Origin of the sequence: Roseibium sp. (genome assembly GCF_965229775.1) — a bacterium.
Lineage (GTDB): Bacteria > Pseudomonadota > Alphaproteobacteria > Rhizobiales > Stappiaceae > Roseibium.
Map to the genome: position 1 here is coordinate 2,110,067 of NZ_OZ245929.1, position 15,260 is coordinate 2,125,326.

Annotated in this window: 12 protein-coding genes; 6 read left to right on the top strand and 6 right to left on the bottom strand. The window is 54.0% G+C overall.

Going from position 1 to position 15,260, the window contains the following annotated elements; genetic code table 11:
- Nucleotides 1–95 precede the first annotated feature (95 nt).
- The 3 genes from ACO07N_RS09645 to ACO07N_RS09655 all read left to right on the top strand — a co-directional run bounded on the left by ACO07N_RS09645 (nt 96) and on the right by ACO07N_RS09655 (nt 5,287).
- On the top strand, nt 96–1,202 hold the full coding sequence (locus ACO07N_RS09645) for a LacI family DNA-binding transcriptional regulator (RefSeq protein WP_421980809.1): 1,107 nt from the start codon (nt 96–98) through the stop codon (nt 1,200–1,202).
- Between the two features lie 375 nt (nt 1,203–1,577).
- Nucleotides 1,578–2,381 carry a PstS family phosphate ABC transporter substrate-binding protein gene (locus ACO07N_RS09650; protein ID WP_421980810.1) on the top strand — a complete coding sequence of 268 codons (804 nt, stop codon included), beginning with the start codon at nt 1,578–1,580 and terminating at the stop codon, nt 2,379–2,381.
- Between the two features lie 14 nt (nt 2,382–2,395).
- On the top strand, nt 2,396–5,287 hold the full coding sequence (locus ACO07N_RS09655) for an EAL domain-containing protein (protein WP_421980811.1): 2,892 nt from the start codon (nt 2,396–2,398) through the stop codon (nt 5,285–5,287).
- A gap of 559 nt (nt 5,288–5,846) precedes the next feature.
- Here ACO07N_RS09655 and yegS read toward each other — a convergent pair.
- The 6 genes from yegS to ACO07N_RS09685 all read right to left on the bottom strand — a co-directional run bounded on the left by yegS (nt 5,847) and on the right by ACO07N_RS09685 (nt 10,270).
- Nucleotides 5,847–6,824: a lipid kinase YegS gene (yegS, locus tag ACO07N_RS09660; RefSeq protein ID WP_421980812.1), complete on the bottom strand. Its 978-nt coding sequence runs from the start codon at nt 6,822–6,824 to the stop codon at nt 5,847–5,849.
- A gap of 28 nt (nt 6,825–6,852) precedes the next feature.
- Nucleotides 6,853–8,079 carry an HlyD family secretion protein gene (locus ACO07N_RS09665; RefSeq protein WP_421980813.1) on the bottom strand — a complete coding sequence of 409 codons (1,227 nt, stop codon included), beginning with the start codon at nt 8,077–8,079 and terminating at the stop codon, nt 6,853–6,855.
- The gene (locus tag ACO07N_RS09670; protein ID WP_348441904.1) at nt 8,072–8,410 is read right to left on the bottom strand and encodes a hypothetical protein; all 339 of its coding nucleotides are present in this window, start codon (nt 8,408–8,410) and stop codon (nt 8,072–8,074) included. The genes ACO07N_RS09665 and ACO07N_RS09670 overlap by 8 nt, the downstream gene beginning before the upstream one ends.
- A gap of 106 nt (nt 8,411–8,516) precedes the next feature.
- A complete protein-coding gene (locus ACO07N_RS09675) occupies nt 8,517–8,984 on the bottom strand; it encodes an MgtC/SapB family protein (RefSeq protein WP_421980814.1) in 468 nt (155 codons plus the stop codon).
- Between the two features lie 24 nt (nt 8,985–9,008).
- Entirely contained in the window at nt 9,009–9,953 is a 945-nt protein-coding gene (locus ACO07N_RS09680) for an HlyD family secretion protein (protein ID WP_421980815.1), read from the bottom strand.
- Nucleotides 9,950–10,270 (bottom strand): DUF3302 domain-containing protein, encoded by a 321-nt coding sequence (locus ACO07N_RS09685; protein ID WP_421980816.1) that lies wholly within the window; start codon nt 10,268–10,270, stop codon nt 9,950–9,952. The genes ACO07N_RS09680 and ACO07N_RS09685 overlap by 4 nt, the downstream gene beginning before the upstream one ends.
- Nucleotides 10,271–10,707: 437 nt before the next feature.
- Here ACO07N_RS09685 and ACO07N_RS09690 point away from each other — a divergent pair, with 437 nt between their 5' ends.
- The 3 genes from ACO07N_RS09690 to ACO07N_RS09700 all read left to right on the top strand — a co-directional run bounded on the left by ACO07N_RS09690 (nt 10,708) and on the right by ACO07N_RS09700 (nt 15,185).
- Nucleotides 10,708–11,757 (top strand): DUF1214 domain-containing protein, encoded by a 1,050-nt coding sequence (locus ACO07N_RS09690; protein ID WP_421980817.1) that lies wholly within the window; start codon nt 10,708–10,710, stop codon nt 11,755–11,757.
- A gap of 99 nt (nt 11,758–11,856) precedes the next feature.
- Complete coding sequence (locus ACO07N_RS09695; protein WP_421980818.1) at nt 11,857–13,368, top strand: DUF1254 domain-containing protein; 1,512 nt, start codon at nt 11,857–11,859, stop codon at nt 13,366–13,368.
- Between the two features lie 119 nt (nt 13,369–13,487).
- Nucleotides 13,488–15,185: an alkaline phosphatase family protein gene (locus tag ACO07N_RS09700; protein ID WP_421980819.1), complete on the top strand. Its 1,698-nt coding sequence runs from the start codon at nt 13,488–13,490 to the stop codon at nt 15,183–15,185.
- Nucleotides 15,186–15,260: the final 75 nt, after the last annotated feature.

Consider the following 15,260-nt stretch of genomic DNA (forward strand, 5'->3'; position numbering starts at 1 on the left):
TGAATGCGGCTTTCGCCTCATTTTGTAATCGATTACATTTTGGTGTATCATTCTCATGTAATCGATTACATCAATAATTCTAGGGAAATGATCCGATGTCAACCCGGAATGTGCGCAAGGACAAAACAAATGGGCCGGGGAAGGCGTTTCCGCAGAAAAATGTCCGCATTCGCGACGTTGCCGTTGTGGCCGGCGTGTCGACCGCGACCGTCAGCCGTGCGCTCAGCAATCCTGAACTCCTGACCGAAAGCACCCGCGACGCCGTTTTCGCGGCAATTCGTTCAACGGGTTATCGCGTGAACAAGGCTGCACGCACGCTCAGAACGCGGCAGGCTGGCGCCGTCCTGATCCTGGTCCCGAACCTCGGCAATCCGTTCTTCTCGCAGATCCTGGCCGGTATCAGCGAGAGCTTTGGGGATCATGACATGTCGGTTCTGATCGCGGACACCAAGGATCTTGTCACGGCGGGCAAGTTCCTGGTGGATCATTTTCTGAACTCGCAGATCGATGGCGTCATTTGCCTGGACGGATCTTTGCCCGAAGCGGAGCTGGAGCAGTTCAGAAAAAACGGCGTGGCCGACCGGATCGTGTTTGCCTGCGAATGGGTCCACAGCGCGGGTCTGCCGTCGGTGAGAAGTGACAATGTCGAGGGGGCCCGTCTGGCCGTTCGGCACCTGCATCAACTCGGGCATCGCAAGATTGCGCATGTGACGGGGCCGGGCGACAACGTCCTGACTTACGAACGGCGGCGCGGAATGCTCGAAGAACGCGCAAGGCTTCGGCTCCCGGTGCGTAACGACTGGATCTTGCGCGGAGATTTCTCGTTGGAGTCAGGCCGGCGCGCCGCGTTGCGCATTCTTGAACTGGAAGAAAAACCGACCGCCGTGTTCTGCGCGTCCGATCAGGTGGCATTCGGTCTCATGTCGACGCTCACGGCGCACGGACTGAGCGTTCCCGAAGACATGTCGGTCGTGGGTTTCGACGACATCGAACTGTCGGACTATTACATCCCGGCCCTGACGACGATCCGCCAGGACCGGCGGGCACTTGGGACAAAGGCGGCGTCTCTGCTGCTGGAATGTATCGAGCCGAAGACAACGGGCCGCGCGGAACGGCTGAAACCGGTCGTCGTTGGCGTCGACCTTGTCGTTCGCAAAAGCACGGCGCCACCGCGAAGCGGGGCCGGGTCTTCCGGCGAGTAATCACCACAGGTTGTCGAAAACGGGCGCGGGCAGCGCCACGGCCCCTGATTTCGGCGCGTTCTGCGACTTTCCCGATTTTCCGGCAGGTTTCATGGTTGGTTGTATTTGGCGTTGCAGATGAAACGCATACCTTAACGGCATTCTTGAGAATCTTTACAAATTATCTTTGATTGCAGTCTGCGATAGGAACTAGGAAAATATTACCCAGGGTAAAATAGTTCACATTGTAAAGTTGTATTCAAGTTGTAATGGCCTTCGTATTTATTGCATTCATTAAATCTGACAACATGTTAATTGTAAAAATTATCGGTACTTTAGCTCTTAATTAACTTGCCGAGTGCATCCTGATTGCCAATATTAACGTGGGTGGCCTGAATGCGTAGATCAATTGTTGGCCTGGCAGTGTCGCTGGGCATGGTGTTTTTCCACACCGGTGGTGCCGTTGCCGGAGCCGGCCTGAACGTCGTTGGCACAGGTGACGGTCTGGAAATGCTGCGCGAGATCGGCGACGGTTTCAGCGTAGAGCATCCGGATATCGATCTTTCGATCCCGCCGAGTATCGGATCCGGCGGTGGTATCGCTGCTGTCAGTTCGGGAGCCGAGAGGCTCGGGCGCGTGGCCCGGCCCCTGAAGGAGAGCGAAGTCGCATCCGGTCTGGTGTATCTGCCGATCGCGAAAATTCCGAGCGCCGTCTTCACGCATCCGTCCACGGGCGTTTCCGCCCTTTCCAGCGAAGAGCTGGTGAAGCTCTACTCGGGCAAGATCACGAACTGGTCTGAGCTTGGCGGTGCCGACCTGCGCGTCAAGCTGGTCCGGCGCGAAGATGCCGACAGCACGCTGCAGGTCTTGCGCGGTTCGATGCCGGGCTGGAAGGATCTGAAATTCGCACCGCGGTCAAAGACGGCAGTGACCACGCAGGACGCGATCAACACGGCGATGGACGTGGAAGGCGCGATCGCGTTCGGACCTTATTCCCAGCCGCTGGAAACCGGTCTCTCTGTTCTGAAGATAGATGGGCATCATCCCACCGACGAAGCCTATCCGAGCGCTGTCACGCTGGCCCTGATCTACAAGGAGGGGACCCTGGATGGCGAGATGGAAGCCTTTGTCGACTTCAGCAGGTCGGACAAGGCGCATGCGCTGATAGAAAATTACGGTGGCGTTCCTGTAACCAAGTAGTGCACTGAGCAAACATGATACGGCACTCCTCACTCTTCTGGCATTTCACGTACGGCGCTGTTTTCACGGCGCTGTGCGCCTTTGCCGGCCTGATCGGGTTGGTGGCCTATCAGCTTGAGGATAGTATGACCCGCCAGCAGGGAGAGCTGCTGAACCTGTCACAGACCCGGCTGCTGGAAATGCTCACGGCAGACGTCAAACTGGCGGGGAAGCGGCTTGAATTCCTCTTCGAGGACAGGGTGCGCAGGGTCAGTGCCATCGCCGCCGATCCGAACATCGTCAAGGCGATCGAATCGCGCAACAACGTCGCGATGTCCGAGTTGCTTGGTCCGTTCGCTGAATTGGACGACATCGATGGGATTGTCGTTCTCGACGACAAGGCCCGGGTCATCGGGGCGTCGTCCTATGACAGCGATCTGGTTTCGCTGGGTCTGGAACTCCCCTCACTGGTCTTTTTCAACGAGATCGAGCGGTCTCTTGCCGACAGTCTTCCGGGCGAGTCCCTGACCTATTCTGGCGTCCTGCCCAAGGAAAAGTCGCAGGTCTTTGTTCCTGGCAAGAATGTGAATGCCGTTTCGCAGGTGATGTTCGTGCCGGTCTACGACGATTTCGGATATGTCATCGGCGGTCTTCTTGCGCAGCGGTGGCTGCGCGAAACCGAACCCATGCTCACCGATCTCACCGAGATCAACGCCTTTGGCCTGGCGGTCGTTTACGATGGTGACATCATTTCCAGAGCGAGCTTCGACGGCAAGATCGGCGACATCGAACGCTCGCCGGAAAACCTCAACATCACATCCAATGGCAGCAATGTCATCAAGTGCGGCATCCCCATAAGCCCGATATCGATCTGCGCCTTGTTGCCGATCGAGCAGCTGACGGAAACGCAGAACGAACTCACCAGAATCGGCACGGAAGAAGAAGCCAAGCTTCTCAAGCGGCTGTTCTTGTTTGGACTGCTGGCCCTCGTGGCTTTTGCCGCCGTTGCTTTTCTGATCTCCCGGCAGATCACGCGCCCGCTGACCAAGATCACCCGCGTCCTGTCCGGCATCGCTGCCGGAGACTTCGAGAACCAGGTGGTCGGCACGGAGCGTCTCGACGAAGTCGGAGATATCGCGAGATCGGTCGTTTCCCTGCAAAGATCGGTCAAGGAACGGGACGCCCTGCGCGTCCGGGTTCATGAAAAGAACTCGATCCTGAGATCTCAGGAAGCCAAGTTGAGAGAACAGAACGTTCTGTTCGACGCGGCCCTGAACAACATGTCGCACGGCCTGTGCATGTTCGATTCCAAGGGCAAGCTGATTGTGTCGAATCAGCGTTATGCGGAACTGTTCGAACTTGACGAAGACACCGTGAAGCCCGGCATGACGGCGGCCGAGATTGCAGATGTTCTTGACGTCGAACTGGTGGAAACGGAAGCGCCTGTGCCTTCGACGCTCAGCTTCTCGCTCGTTCGTACGAAGGGCGCGACGCAGAGCACGGAGATGGTCAAGATCCGCTCCGGACGGATCGTTCTCACGACACGGCAGCCGCTGTGCGATGGCGGCTGGGTGGCGATCTCCGAGGACATCACCGAACGCCAGGAGGCGCGCGACCGCCTCGCATTCCTTGCCCGCCACGATATGCTGACCCAACTGCCCAACAGGATCGAGTTCAAGGATCAGCTGGAAGCGCTGTTGAACCGCCAGCAGGTTCAGGGCGGGGAGTTCGGGATTCTTTGCCTGGATCTCGATGAGTTCAAGACCGTCAATGATTCACTGGGCCATCCGATCGGCGATGAACTTCTTCGACAGGTCGCCGAACGATTGAGAGAACTGATCAGTGAGCGTGAACTCGTCGTGCGGCTTGGCGGAGACGAGTTCGCAATCCTGACGAACCTTCCGGCCGACCTGTATGCGATCGACGAACTTGCGCAGTCGGTCATCTGGGAACTCTCCAAACCCTTCCAGGTCGCCGACCATGACATCGTCATCGGGGTCAGCGTCGGTATTTCCGTTTCGAAGGGCGGTGTCGTCGAGGCCGATGAACTCTTCAAACAGGCGGACCTGGCGCTGTATCAGGCAAAAGAAGACGGCCGGAACACGCATCGCTTCTTCGAAACGGAAATGGGGACGGCGGTCAACGAAAGAAGAGAGCTGATCACGGACCTGCGCTACGCGATCACCAATGGCGAGCTCGAGCTGTATTTCCAGCCCCAGTATTCGCTGGCAAATCACACGGTGACCGGTTTCGAAGCGCTTGTGCGCTGGCATCATCCCGAACGTGGAATGGTTCCGCCCATGGAGTTCATTCCCCTGGCCGAAGACACCGGGCTGATCGTGCCGCTTGGCGAATGGGTTCTGAACGAGGCATGCCGGCAGGCGGCGCACTGGCCCGATCACCTCAGGGTCGCGGTCAACCTGTCCCCGCGCCAGCTGAGGGGACACTCCTTTGGTCCGGTCCTGATCAGTGCACTGACAAAGTCCGATCTCAGGGCGGATCGCCTTGAACTTGAAGTGACCGAAAGCGTTCTTCTGATCGAGTCGGATGAAATTCTCGACGCGCTGCATCAGGCCAAGACGCTCGGTGTGAAGATTTCCATGGATGACTTTGGAACCGGCTATTCGTCCCTGAGCTATCTGCGCCGGTTCCCGTTCGACAAGATCAAGATCGATCAGTCCTTCGTCAGGTCCATGGCGTATTCGGACGAATCCGTTTCAATCGTCAAGGCGGTCATAGACCTGGCGAAAAACCTCGACATGACGACAACGGCCGAAGGCGTTGAAACCGAGCTCTTGCTCGAAATGCTGAAAGACATCGGCTGCACGGACGCACAGGGATATTTCCTCGGTCACCCGATGCCCGTATCCGAGCTTGACGAACTCCTGTTCGAATGCCGGGCCGCCATCTCCACCGCTGCCCAATAATCCGCATCTGACCCGCACGGGGCAACCCTTGGAACTGCGTGCAAGCGCCGGACGCCGTGGAAAACTGCACCTCCGGTATCGGAAAGCCTGTCCTGTTGTAGGGAGGCGCGTAAAGCGTCGCTTGCCCTCCAGTAAAATCAATTGATTAGGAGGTGTTTTGTTCGCATATGTTTTCGCGGACTTGGCGAAAACAATTTCGCCTACGCACGGCTGACGGCAAATCCTGGGAATTGGTTTTTGGTACTCCCAACCACAGAATAATTGGCAAAAAGGCCCTTACAAAGGGGCAAGTTGTGTACTGCACCGCACTCACAAAATGGGCGGGAACCAGCCATTCGCTGCGGTGTGAACGAATGTCCGCAATGGAGCTTTCGGAAGTTTCATTGGGAGTGGACGCAATAGCGATTGCATATGACAGAATGCTCCTGGAAAACAGTGGAGTTGCCTGTTTCATTTATCGATCAGCCTATTAGCATGGCCTAACTGGCGTTTTGGTGGGGAGAACCATTCCGGCACTTCGAGTTGACGCATGTCATATGCTGGTCAGCATTTTGATGCATCAAAACACCTGACCCAACACCATTTTGATGCATTTAGGCTTGATCTTGAACTCAAAGCGGGTGTCCAGCGTTGGTTCGCCGTCAAGATTCATCGGCAGAGGTTGTTTTGTTTCGATGACACATTCGTTCAACTGCCGATAGTGGAGAACCTTGTTGGCTTCATTGAACGGGTCGGCCAATTCATCGACCAATGTGTCTAGATCACCGTCTTTCGGTGTTGTAACAACCGCGAGGTCCAAAAGGCCATCGATTAGGCTCGCTTTCGGCGCTACATCGAAACCACCCCCTGCGAAGCGGCTATTTCCAATGGAAACAAGAAGAATTTTTCCTTCTTCTTCTCCATCGGAAGTGACAACCCTTGCTTCATATGGAGTCAATTCCGAAGCTTTGACCAGTCCCATAAGTGAGTAAGCCGCTCCGCCGAGCATACGTTTTAAGTCAGAAGGGGTCGTCGATGTGATTTCTGCACCGATACCACCGCTGGCTACGTTCACGAAGTGTCTACCGTTGACAAGGCCAACGTCGATTGCTTGCGCTGACCCTGAGCACGCCAAGCGCAGAGCACCGACTGGATCACCGACCGGAATGTCTGTACCGCGGGCAAAATCATTTGCGGTTCCAAGAGGCAGCAACGAAAGCTCGATTTCATCCTGTGCTTTTCGATCAACAATCAAATTGATCATCGTGTTGACGGTGCCATCACCACCGGCCGCGATGACACGGCGTGCACCAGTTGAGAGCGCGTGATCGAAGAGCCTGGTGATATCATCAAATTCCCAGGGGATTCGGACTGCGATGTCATGACCCTCAGCGCGCATCTGTCTAACCGCGCTGTCAATGTCGTCTCTCATGCAGTGTTTCTTATTGAGAATCAGAACTGTGTCTGACAATTTGAAAATACCTTTCTGATTAGCTCGATTTGTATCTACAAACGGTTTCAGTAACTGTGAGGGCCTACGACGAGGTCTATTCGACATAGGCAGACAAGCGCTTGCGGTAGCACTGCTAAGAAAATACCAAGGCCTTAACCGGCAAGAGAATGGCTTGTACCCGGACTACGATCGCATTTGCGATGCCCATTCCATCAACAATCCTCGCTACAACCGCCGAAATACCTGATATTGCTCCTGTTTCAATTTCCTCCGCCCGATTGGAATAGGCAACACCTGCGCAAGCACTGCCCAATGGCACCCCCTCCAAATGTTTTGGAAAAACCGGCTTGAGAAGTGCGGTCACTGTTCCAGGCCGTGCTCGATCCTGTTGGTCCAACAGTGCGTCGCCGGGCCTGAATTGCCCCGCAGCAATGGCTTCCTGCACTTCGTCAATGACCATGGGAATCACATTTAGTGGTTTCGACGCGCAAGTGATTTCCACGAGCATGCCTGGCTTCAGGACATTGGCTGATATCTGCCGAAAGGCTGCCACGAGCCGCCCCTTCCCAGATACTTCGGGAACCAGGATGCCGGCTGGTCGCAAGATCGGATTGACGATGTCACCCGGTTTCAGCAGGAATTGCGTCATTGTGCCGTCCACCTGCGCAATCACGGTAGACTTTGCGATCTCGTTTTCCGCTTCCCTAAGAGCTGCACGCGCGCTTTCTCGTTGCGCGGGTAATACGCTCGACTGACGAAGTTTCGCGCCTGTGAGCGTCGCCAGGGCAACTTCTTTCTGGCTCTGCGCTCGGGTAACTTTCGTTTTAAGCTGCGTCAGTTCTTGCTCACTCACAACGTTTCGATTCCGCTCAGCAACCAACATTCGCCGTTCTAAATCATCTTCTGCCTGCCTTAGATCGACCTCAGCAGCCTCAAATTGGGCAGCGGCACCCGCGATTTCGGTTCCAACCAGACCGAGTGCGGCTTCAATTTCGTCCAATCGCCGAAGCAGCGTATTAGCAGCAGCTTCTTGACGAATTTTGTCGAGGCTGAATATCGGATCGCCCGCCTTTACTTTCGCATTATTGCGAACAAAGACTTTGTCCACACGCCCACCACGTTCTGACAGCACTGTGAGCGTCCTAAAGGTGACAGAAATATTGCTGGTAGTGGGATGGTAGAAGAAAATTATCGTAATCAGGCTGATCGCCAGAATGGTACAAGCCGTCAGTCCCCACCGCAGTTCGTACCAGACATTAAAAAGCGTTATTTCGTGACCCCATCTTTTTTTCTGGACATAACGCCTGTAGAGAAAATCCGGAACAACAGTAAAAAGTGCTGAAAGCATGAGCTCAAGCATTGTCTTTTCCCTCTGTTGCCGTTGAGGGTTTCAACGGGAAAATCTCGTGCAAGGGGACAACAGCAATCAGTATTGCTGCGATCCAAAACGCATTGTTCAAGGTGAACAGCGAAATCAGCCCAAGGATCCCAACCAACTGCATTTGCACTTTGTGTGTGCCCGCAGCCATTTTCTCGGGAATTGCTTGAATGGTCAGGTAAAGCGCACCAAACGCCATCAGCGCAAACAGTAGGAAACCACCTACGCCGACGAGCAACAAGTCGGTTTTGCCCGGAGCCGTCACCCAAAACTGAAGCCGTTCCAATGCGTCTTGTGAAATAGTAGTCTCCACGTATGCCTCCGGATTTAGGGGCTTTAAATTTGAGGTCGGCACCATAAGCAAATGGCCAACACCGACTGTCCTCCCCACCGCATGATGAAATACGGGTTCTCTGTACCTAGTCGTCCCCCTGCTCCTGGCGCAGATTACTGTTTTGTCGCAGTGCAGGAAAAAAGTGTTCGGCCGCGTCTACAAGTAGCCAAACCGTGATGACGGCCAAAGTGGCAATAAGAGCAACGCCTGGGTGACCAAGACCTATCGCACAGCCGACCGCTGCAAGCGACCAGATCAGAGTCGCGGTCGTTATTCCTGAGGCGTACCCGTTACCTCGAAAGATGACTCCGGCACCGAGGAAGCCTACCCCGGTTACGACAGCTGCAACGACACGCGCAATATCACCATTTTGCTCGGCAATTTCAGTTGCCATGGTTACGAAAAACGAAGTGGTCAGAACAACAAGAATACAAACTCGGAGTCCGATAGTTTTACCGAGAAGCTGACGCTCCAAACCTATTATGCCGCCACACAAAATGGCCGCAGCAAACCGCCAAAGGTACACTTCGAAAATCTCTTGCGTGAAGTTCATTGTAGATCTTGATTCCAGCAGTTTTCAAAGCCATGGGTTCACGTAGTTCACATAACTCTCCATCCTGATCATCACCTTCCGAATGATATGAGTCATTGTTGCACTCGCCGTATAAACAGTTGCTGTGCCAGCCGCGCCGGACGCTAGGGATTGAGCGATGTTTTTGTCCTCCAGTTCGATACGCACCCAGAAGGGTTCCGCGACAATATTCTGAGCCGGGACAACTGTACCGCTAGGGATGATCTGTGAACCTGCTGTCGCTCTCACAACTGCTGCGACACGGCCTTTGAATACCTTTCCAGGCCTCGTCTTCAGTGTCACTTCAACTGGTAGGCCAGCCTTGAGGTGGCGCTTGTAGATCTGTTGAATTTGCAGAGCCAGCGACGATTCTGACGTATCTATGAAGGTCATGGCCGGTTGCAGCGGGAAGCTCAGCACCCGCTGTCCTGGACGCAAGCCAATTGTCTTCGCAAATCCGTCGGAAGGGGCGCGGACAATCGTTTGCTCCAGGTTCCACTCGGCAGCTTGAAGTTCAGCCGACAATTGCGCGACTCGCGCAACTGTTTCTTGGACCTGAAAACGAGTGCCCGTGTTTCGCTCAGCTAGTGTTGAAAATTGGTCCAACCGCAGCTTTTGAAAATTCAATTGAGCTTGTGTCGCATCGACAACCGCGGCAAATGGGGTCGGATCAATCGTGAACAGAATATCCCCCTTGCTCATTGGTGTATTCGGTCTTGCCGCGACATCCAATACTGGACCCGCTACATTGGGTATTATTTGAACCGTATGGGCGACGAGGCGAACTGGACCCGCAGGAGCCCCCCATTGCATTGGAATGAAAAGAATAAAAAGTAATAACAACGCCCAAACCAGCGTCGTGGACCATATTACTTTTGTGTTCGGGAGTATCTTTCGCCAAATTAGAAGCGCGAGAACTGCAACATAACAGAGCGTCAAGAATACTATCACGAGCGCTCTCCCTTCTCAGAGATGATTGAGGCTTCCAGTTCATTTACCCGGCGAAGAAGTGCTTCATAACTGGCATCATTGGCTGTGCGACTACGCAGACAGTTGGGTTTCAGAAATGCCCAGATGAGGATTATTGGCCAAAATACCCCTCCGCATAGCAAGCCCAACCATCCGCCTATGGTAATTGCCTCTGTTTGTGGATGATCGCGAGACTTTGCAATTCTGCCTGGAAGCATTGCCAAAACAACCAGCACCACGATTGTTGTCAGCAGCAGAACTACCAAAACAAATAGTGAAAACAACTCAATTCCGGACATTAACATCACCCACCAGCTGCCATTCCAGTTTCAAATTTATACTACGTCTAACATCTTGAACTCACTGGTCTACAATCAGATCAATACTTGACAAATCTGCAACACCGAACGGGGTTTGACTACGTAATTCCCGACCACCGCTGTCTATTTTTTTAGTTTTTTTGACGGCCTCATCCCTCCCGATCGTCAGCATGTGATGTACTGAAACGTTTTCAAAGCTGACTACGCTATCGACTATCGTTGCCCGAACTTCGAGCTGACACATATGGTCGGGGTTTGATAGCGCCGACCTCGAAAATGCGACCTTGTCGGAAATTACGTAGAACTCACGCGCGTTACGGGTAAACACTTATAAAAAGATATTTGTCGGAAATCGTTGTGATCGGCGGCTACGGCATTTGTATTTCATTCAGGTACTCGATGAAGGGAAAAATTGGATGCGTACCAAGAAGACTGTGACATTCCAGGCAGCAATAGCGGTGATGGCTGCAACAACATCTGTTGTTGCGGGCGAGTTCGGGGATATTGATGTCAAGGAAGTCAATGAAGACACCTTCATTCGCGCCGAAGTGGATGCGCGCATTCTCGCGTTTCAACAGGCTGGGGGCATGAATCGGGGCGTTTTTTATGCAGTTCCCACACCCACTGATCGTCAAGTCGTTCCGCGCATGAACCGCGACACGCTCTATTCCGGTATTCCGGTCGATACCAGTGAAGGTTTTTCTATCACCTTGCCGGACGTCCCAGATGGACGTTATGCGTCGATCTACATCCTCGACCAGGATCATTTCACGGTCGACATCCTGTCGCTTCCAGGCACCTATCATTTTGGGCCGCAGGACACGCGTTGGGTCTCTGTCATTCCGCGCATCCAGGTGCGAGACCCCAATGACAAGGACGACATCAAGATCGCTCGGAACATCCTGCGCCAGGTGAACGTGGTCTCCGGCAGCCATGAGCCGCTCGACGTAACCTGGGACTGGGCGAAAATGCTGGAAATGCGCGCTGAATACGAAGCAAAGGCTCGCGACTTCAGGCAATATCCGCCAACCTGGCAGGACACGCGGGCGTCCGGGGCCACCACACCTGAACACCACCGGATTGCTGTTGCCAGCTCCTGGGGCCTGTTCCCGGACTATGAAACCGTCTACATCCTGCAACCCAGCCCCGAAGGCGCGAACGCCAGCGAGGTTTGCTACACTGCGACCTACGACGTGCCCGAACACCGTCACTTCTGGTCGATCACCATGTACAACTCCGAAGGCTACATGTTCAGCGACGACCGGGCCGTCTTGAACGACGGCACAACCAAAATGAATCCCGATGGGACCTTTACCGCCCATTATGGCTCTTCTGAAGCCTGCGGCGACGTGCCCAACCGTCTCGATACTGTCGACAATTTCTCGATCCTGATGCGTGTCTACGGACCGACCCCGAGTGTCAGTGCAGGTGAATATGTCCTGCCGGAAATGACGGCCGCGAACTAATCAGTTCAAGCCTGTGGCCAAATAATTGGCCGCAGGTTCTCAAAACAGTTTTCGGTTACCGCCAGGTGGCATGAAAAAGCGACTGCAAGGTTGGCAGGCATGAAAGCAAGACTTCTCAAATCCGCAATTGCAGCATCATTGATGGTGGTACCCATGACATCTCAGGCAAAAGAGCCGAAATTCGCAGCGGATGTTCCCGCGTCCATTATGACGCCCGATGTCGTGGAAACACAGGCGCTCGGCACATTGCACTTTGACGACGGAGCACCAAGCCCTGAAACGGTTAAAAAGGTCTTTGACAATCTAGATTTCTATCGGGGCGTAGAGACATTTCTGACCGGTATTCCTGCTGCTTCCATGTATGGCTACCTTGAAGGTATGAAACAGGCTGGAATGGGCACGTTCAGTCTCGGCCTACATGAAGCGATGTTCGACGCTCGCACATTGTGGCTGACACCGAACACAACAACGATGTACGGAATTGCCGAGATCAATGTCAAAGACGGCCCAACGGTGATGGAAGTGCCCTCGGGCGTTCTTGGTCCGGTGATGGATGCCTATTTCCGCTTTGTGGCGGATGTCGGTTTTACCGGTCCCGATCGGGGACAGGGCGGCAAGTATCTCTTCGTGCACGATTCCTATGAAGGTGAACTGCCGAACGAGGACTATTTCATCGTCCGCACACCATCGTATCGCAATGGATTGCTGATGCGTGCCTTTGTCATCGACGAGGACATTCCTCTGACGGCCGAACACGTCAAGAAAAACTGGCGCCTTTATCCTTTCTCGCAAGCCGACAACCCGCCCGCACCGGAATTTGTGAACCTCGCGGGCGTGCAGTACAATACGATCCATGCCAATGACTTCGAGTTCTATGAAGAATTGAACGCCACCGTGCAATATGAGCCAGCCAGCGCCTTCACTCGTGACAACGCTGCGCTCTGGGCATCGATAGGTATCGAAAAGGGCAAATCTTTCGACCCGGATCCGCGAATGAAAAAAATCCTGATCGATTCCGCGGCTGTTGGCAACGCAACGGCCCGGGCAGTCAGTTACACCCCCCGCGATCGTGAGCTCTATTTCTGGGATGACCGGCAGTGGTTCTCGCCCTATGCGCCGGAAAGCTACCTGTTCGAAAATGAAACCGGAACGCTTGTGCCGGATTGGCGAACCTTCTTTCACTACATGGCGATTGGCGTCACACCGGCGATGGCGCAGTCGGCTGTGGGAACCGGATCAACCTATGCCTTTACCGCACAGGATGAAAACGGCGAATATCTGTCAGGTGATAAGGTCTATACCGTCACCATGCCCGCGCCAATTCCCGCCAAGGACTTCTGGTCCTTCACTGTCTATTCAAACCAGCACCGAAGCCTTCTGGAAACTGACCAGATTGAAGCGGGGATAGACAACTTTAGGGAAGGTTTGCAGCCGAACGATGACGGCTCCTACACCATATGGTTTTCATCGACGCCGCCGGAGGGCAAGGAAAGCAATTGGGTCCAGACTATGCCTGGAAAGACCTTCAGCTCAATCGTCCGCCTTTACGGTCCACTGGAGCCCTGGTTCGACAGGTCCTGGAAGCCAAGCGACTTCACCGTTGTAGAATAAGTTTTTTGCCGAATGATTGCCGGAGGGTAAAACTTGCGCCTGTCTTGTGCGCAAAAACTATGTGCCGGTGATCGCCTGAAATGGTGACGGTGGGAAGCTGAGGGAGAGGCCAGATATCCATGAAAAACGCGTTCGTCACACTCGCTTTCGCGACAACTCTTAGTGTTTGCGGAACCAGCACGATGGCGCAGGATAAGCCGAAGCTGATCCTTCAAATCACCGTTGACCAACTCAGGGGAGATCTGCCCGGACGGTATTATGACAGGTTGGGCGAAGGCGGCTTCAAGTATCTCCTTGATCAGGGGGTCCACTATATCGACGCCCACCACGGCCATGCCAACCTGGAGACCATTGTCGGACATGCAACGCTGGCAACCGGCGCCCACCCTTCTGTGCACGGCATGGTCGGCAATCTGTGGTTTGATCGGGAAAAAGGTCATGTCGTCTACAACATAGAAGACCCTGATTATTCCCTGTTATCTGAAGGAGCAGGAATAAACAGCGAGACCGAGTTGGATGGCACTCAGGCCGCAGCAACGAGCGATGGACGCTCGCCGCGCGCCCTTATGGCAACGACATTCGCGGACGAGCTTTCCTCATACACGGCCGGAAAGGCCAAGGTATTCGGAGTTTCAGTCAAGGACCGGGGCGCGGTTCCATTGGCCGGGCGTGCCGGAAAGGCGTTTTGGTTCTCAAAGGCAAATGCGCAGTTTGTAACGTCCGACTATTACTATCGGGAATACCCGGAGTGGGTGAAAGAGTGGAATATAAAAAACGAGCCCTTTATCTACACTGGAAAGTCCTGGACACTCTTACATCCCCGAGAAACTTATCTCTTTGCAGATCGCGACGACCAGCCATGGGAAACGGATGTTGCTGGGTACGGGCGCACATTCCCGCACGAGTTTGGTTGGTTCGAAGATCCGTACTACACGACTTTCTTGACCATCAGCCCGGTCGGAGACAGGCTCACAACCGATTTCGCCAAGGCGTTGATTGATGCCGAAGGGCTCGGTCAGGATGACATTACGGACTTCCTGTCCGTCAGTTATTCTGCGATGGACTACATTGGCCATGTGTTTGGCCCCTCCAGCCTCGAGAGCGAGGACGGATTGTTGCAGCTTGATCGAACGCTTGCAGACCTCCTTGCCTATGTGGATCAAAAAATCGGCCTGAACAACACACTTATCGTCTTGTCTGCCGATCACGGGGCTCCTGAAGCGCCGGGATATTTGGAAAGCATTGGTTCAGAATCCGGTATAATCCGGGTCGATACTTGGGACACTGAACCTGCGATCTCCCGATTGAAAGAAACGTTCGGGATAGATGGTCCATTGATCGGCTCCTATAGCCATCCATACCTATACCTTGCAAATGATCTACTGAGCGATCCATCGATCGATCTGGATGCTCTGGAAACAGCAGTGGCCAATGAAGTTGCAGCTTTTGACGGCATAGCAATGGCTGTAACGGCAAAAGATGTTGAACGCGGAACTTTGCCTGATACCTTGCCCGCAAGGGCCGTTCGCAACAACCATCACCCGTTGCGTTCAGGCAATATCATGCTGGTGAACGATCCAGGCTACTTCATCGCAGATCTGGATGGACTGACGATTACAGTTACCCATGGCACGCCCTGGAATTATGATACGTTCGTGCCCATCATTTTCGCCGGGTTCGGGCTGGAGCCACAAAAGGTGACGCGACGGGTGCAAACAATCGATGTTGCCAGGACCTTGGCCGCTGTCGCCGGCACGGTGCCGCCGTCCGGAGCAAGTGGTAATGTGTTGCCCGAAGTTTTGGGGAACTCACGTTGATTGAATGCCTGCGTAACTAAATGCGGACATCAATAACGGGATAGCTATAGCTTAACGTCTGTACTTGCTATTAAG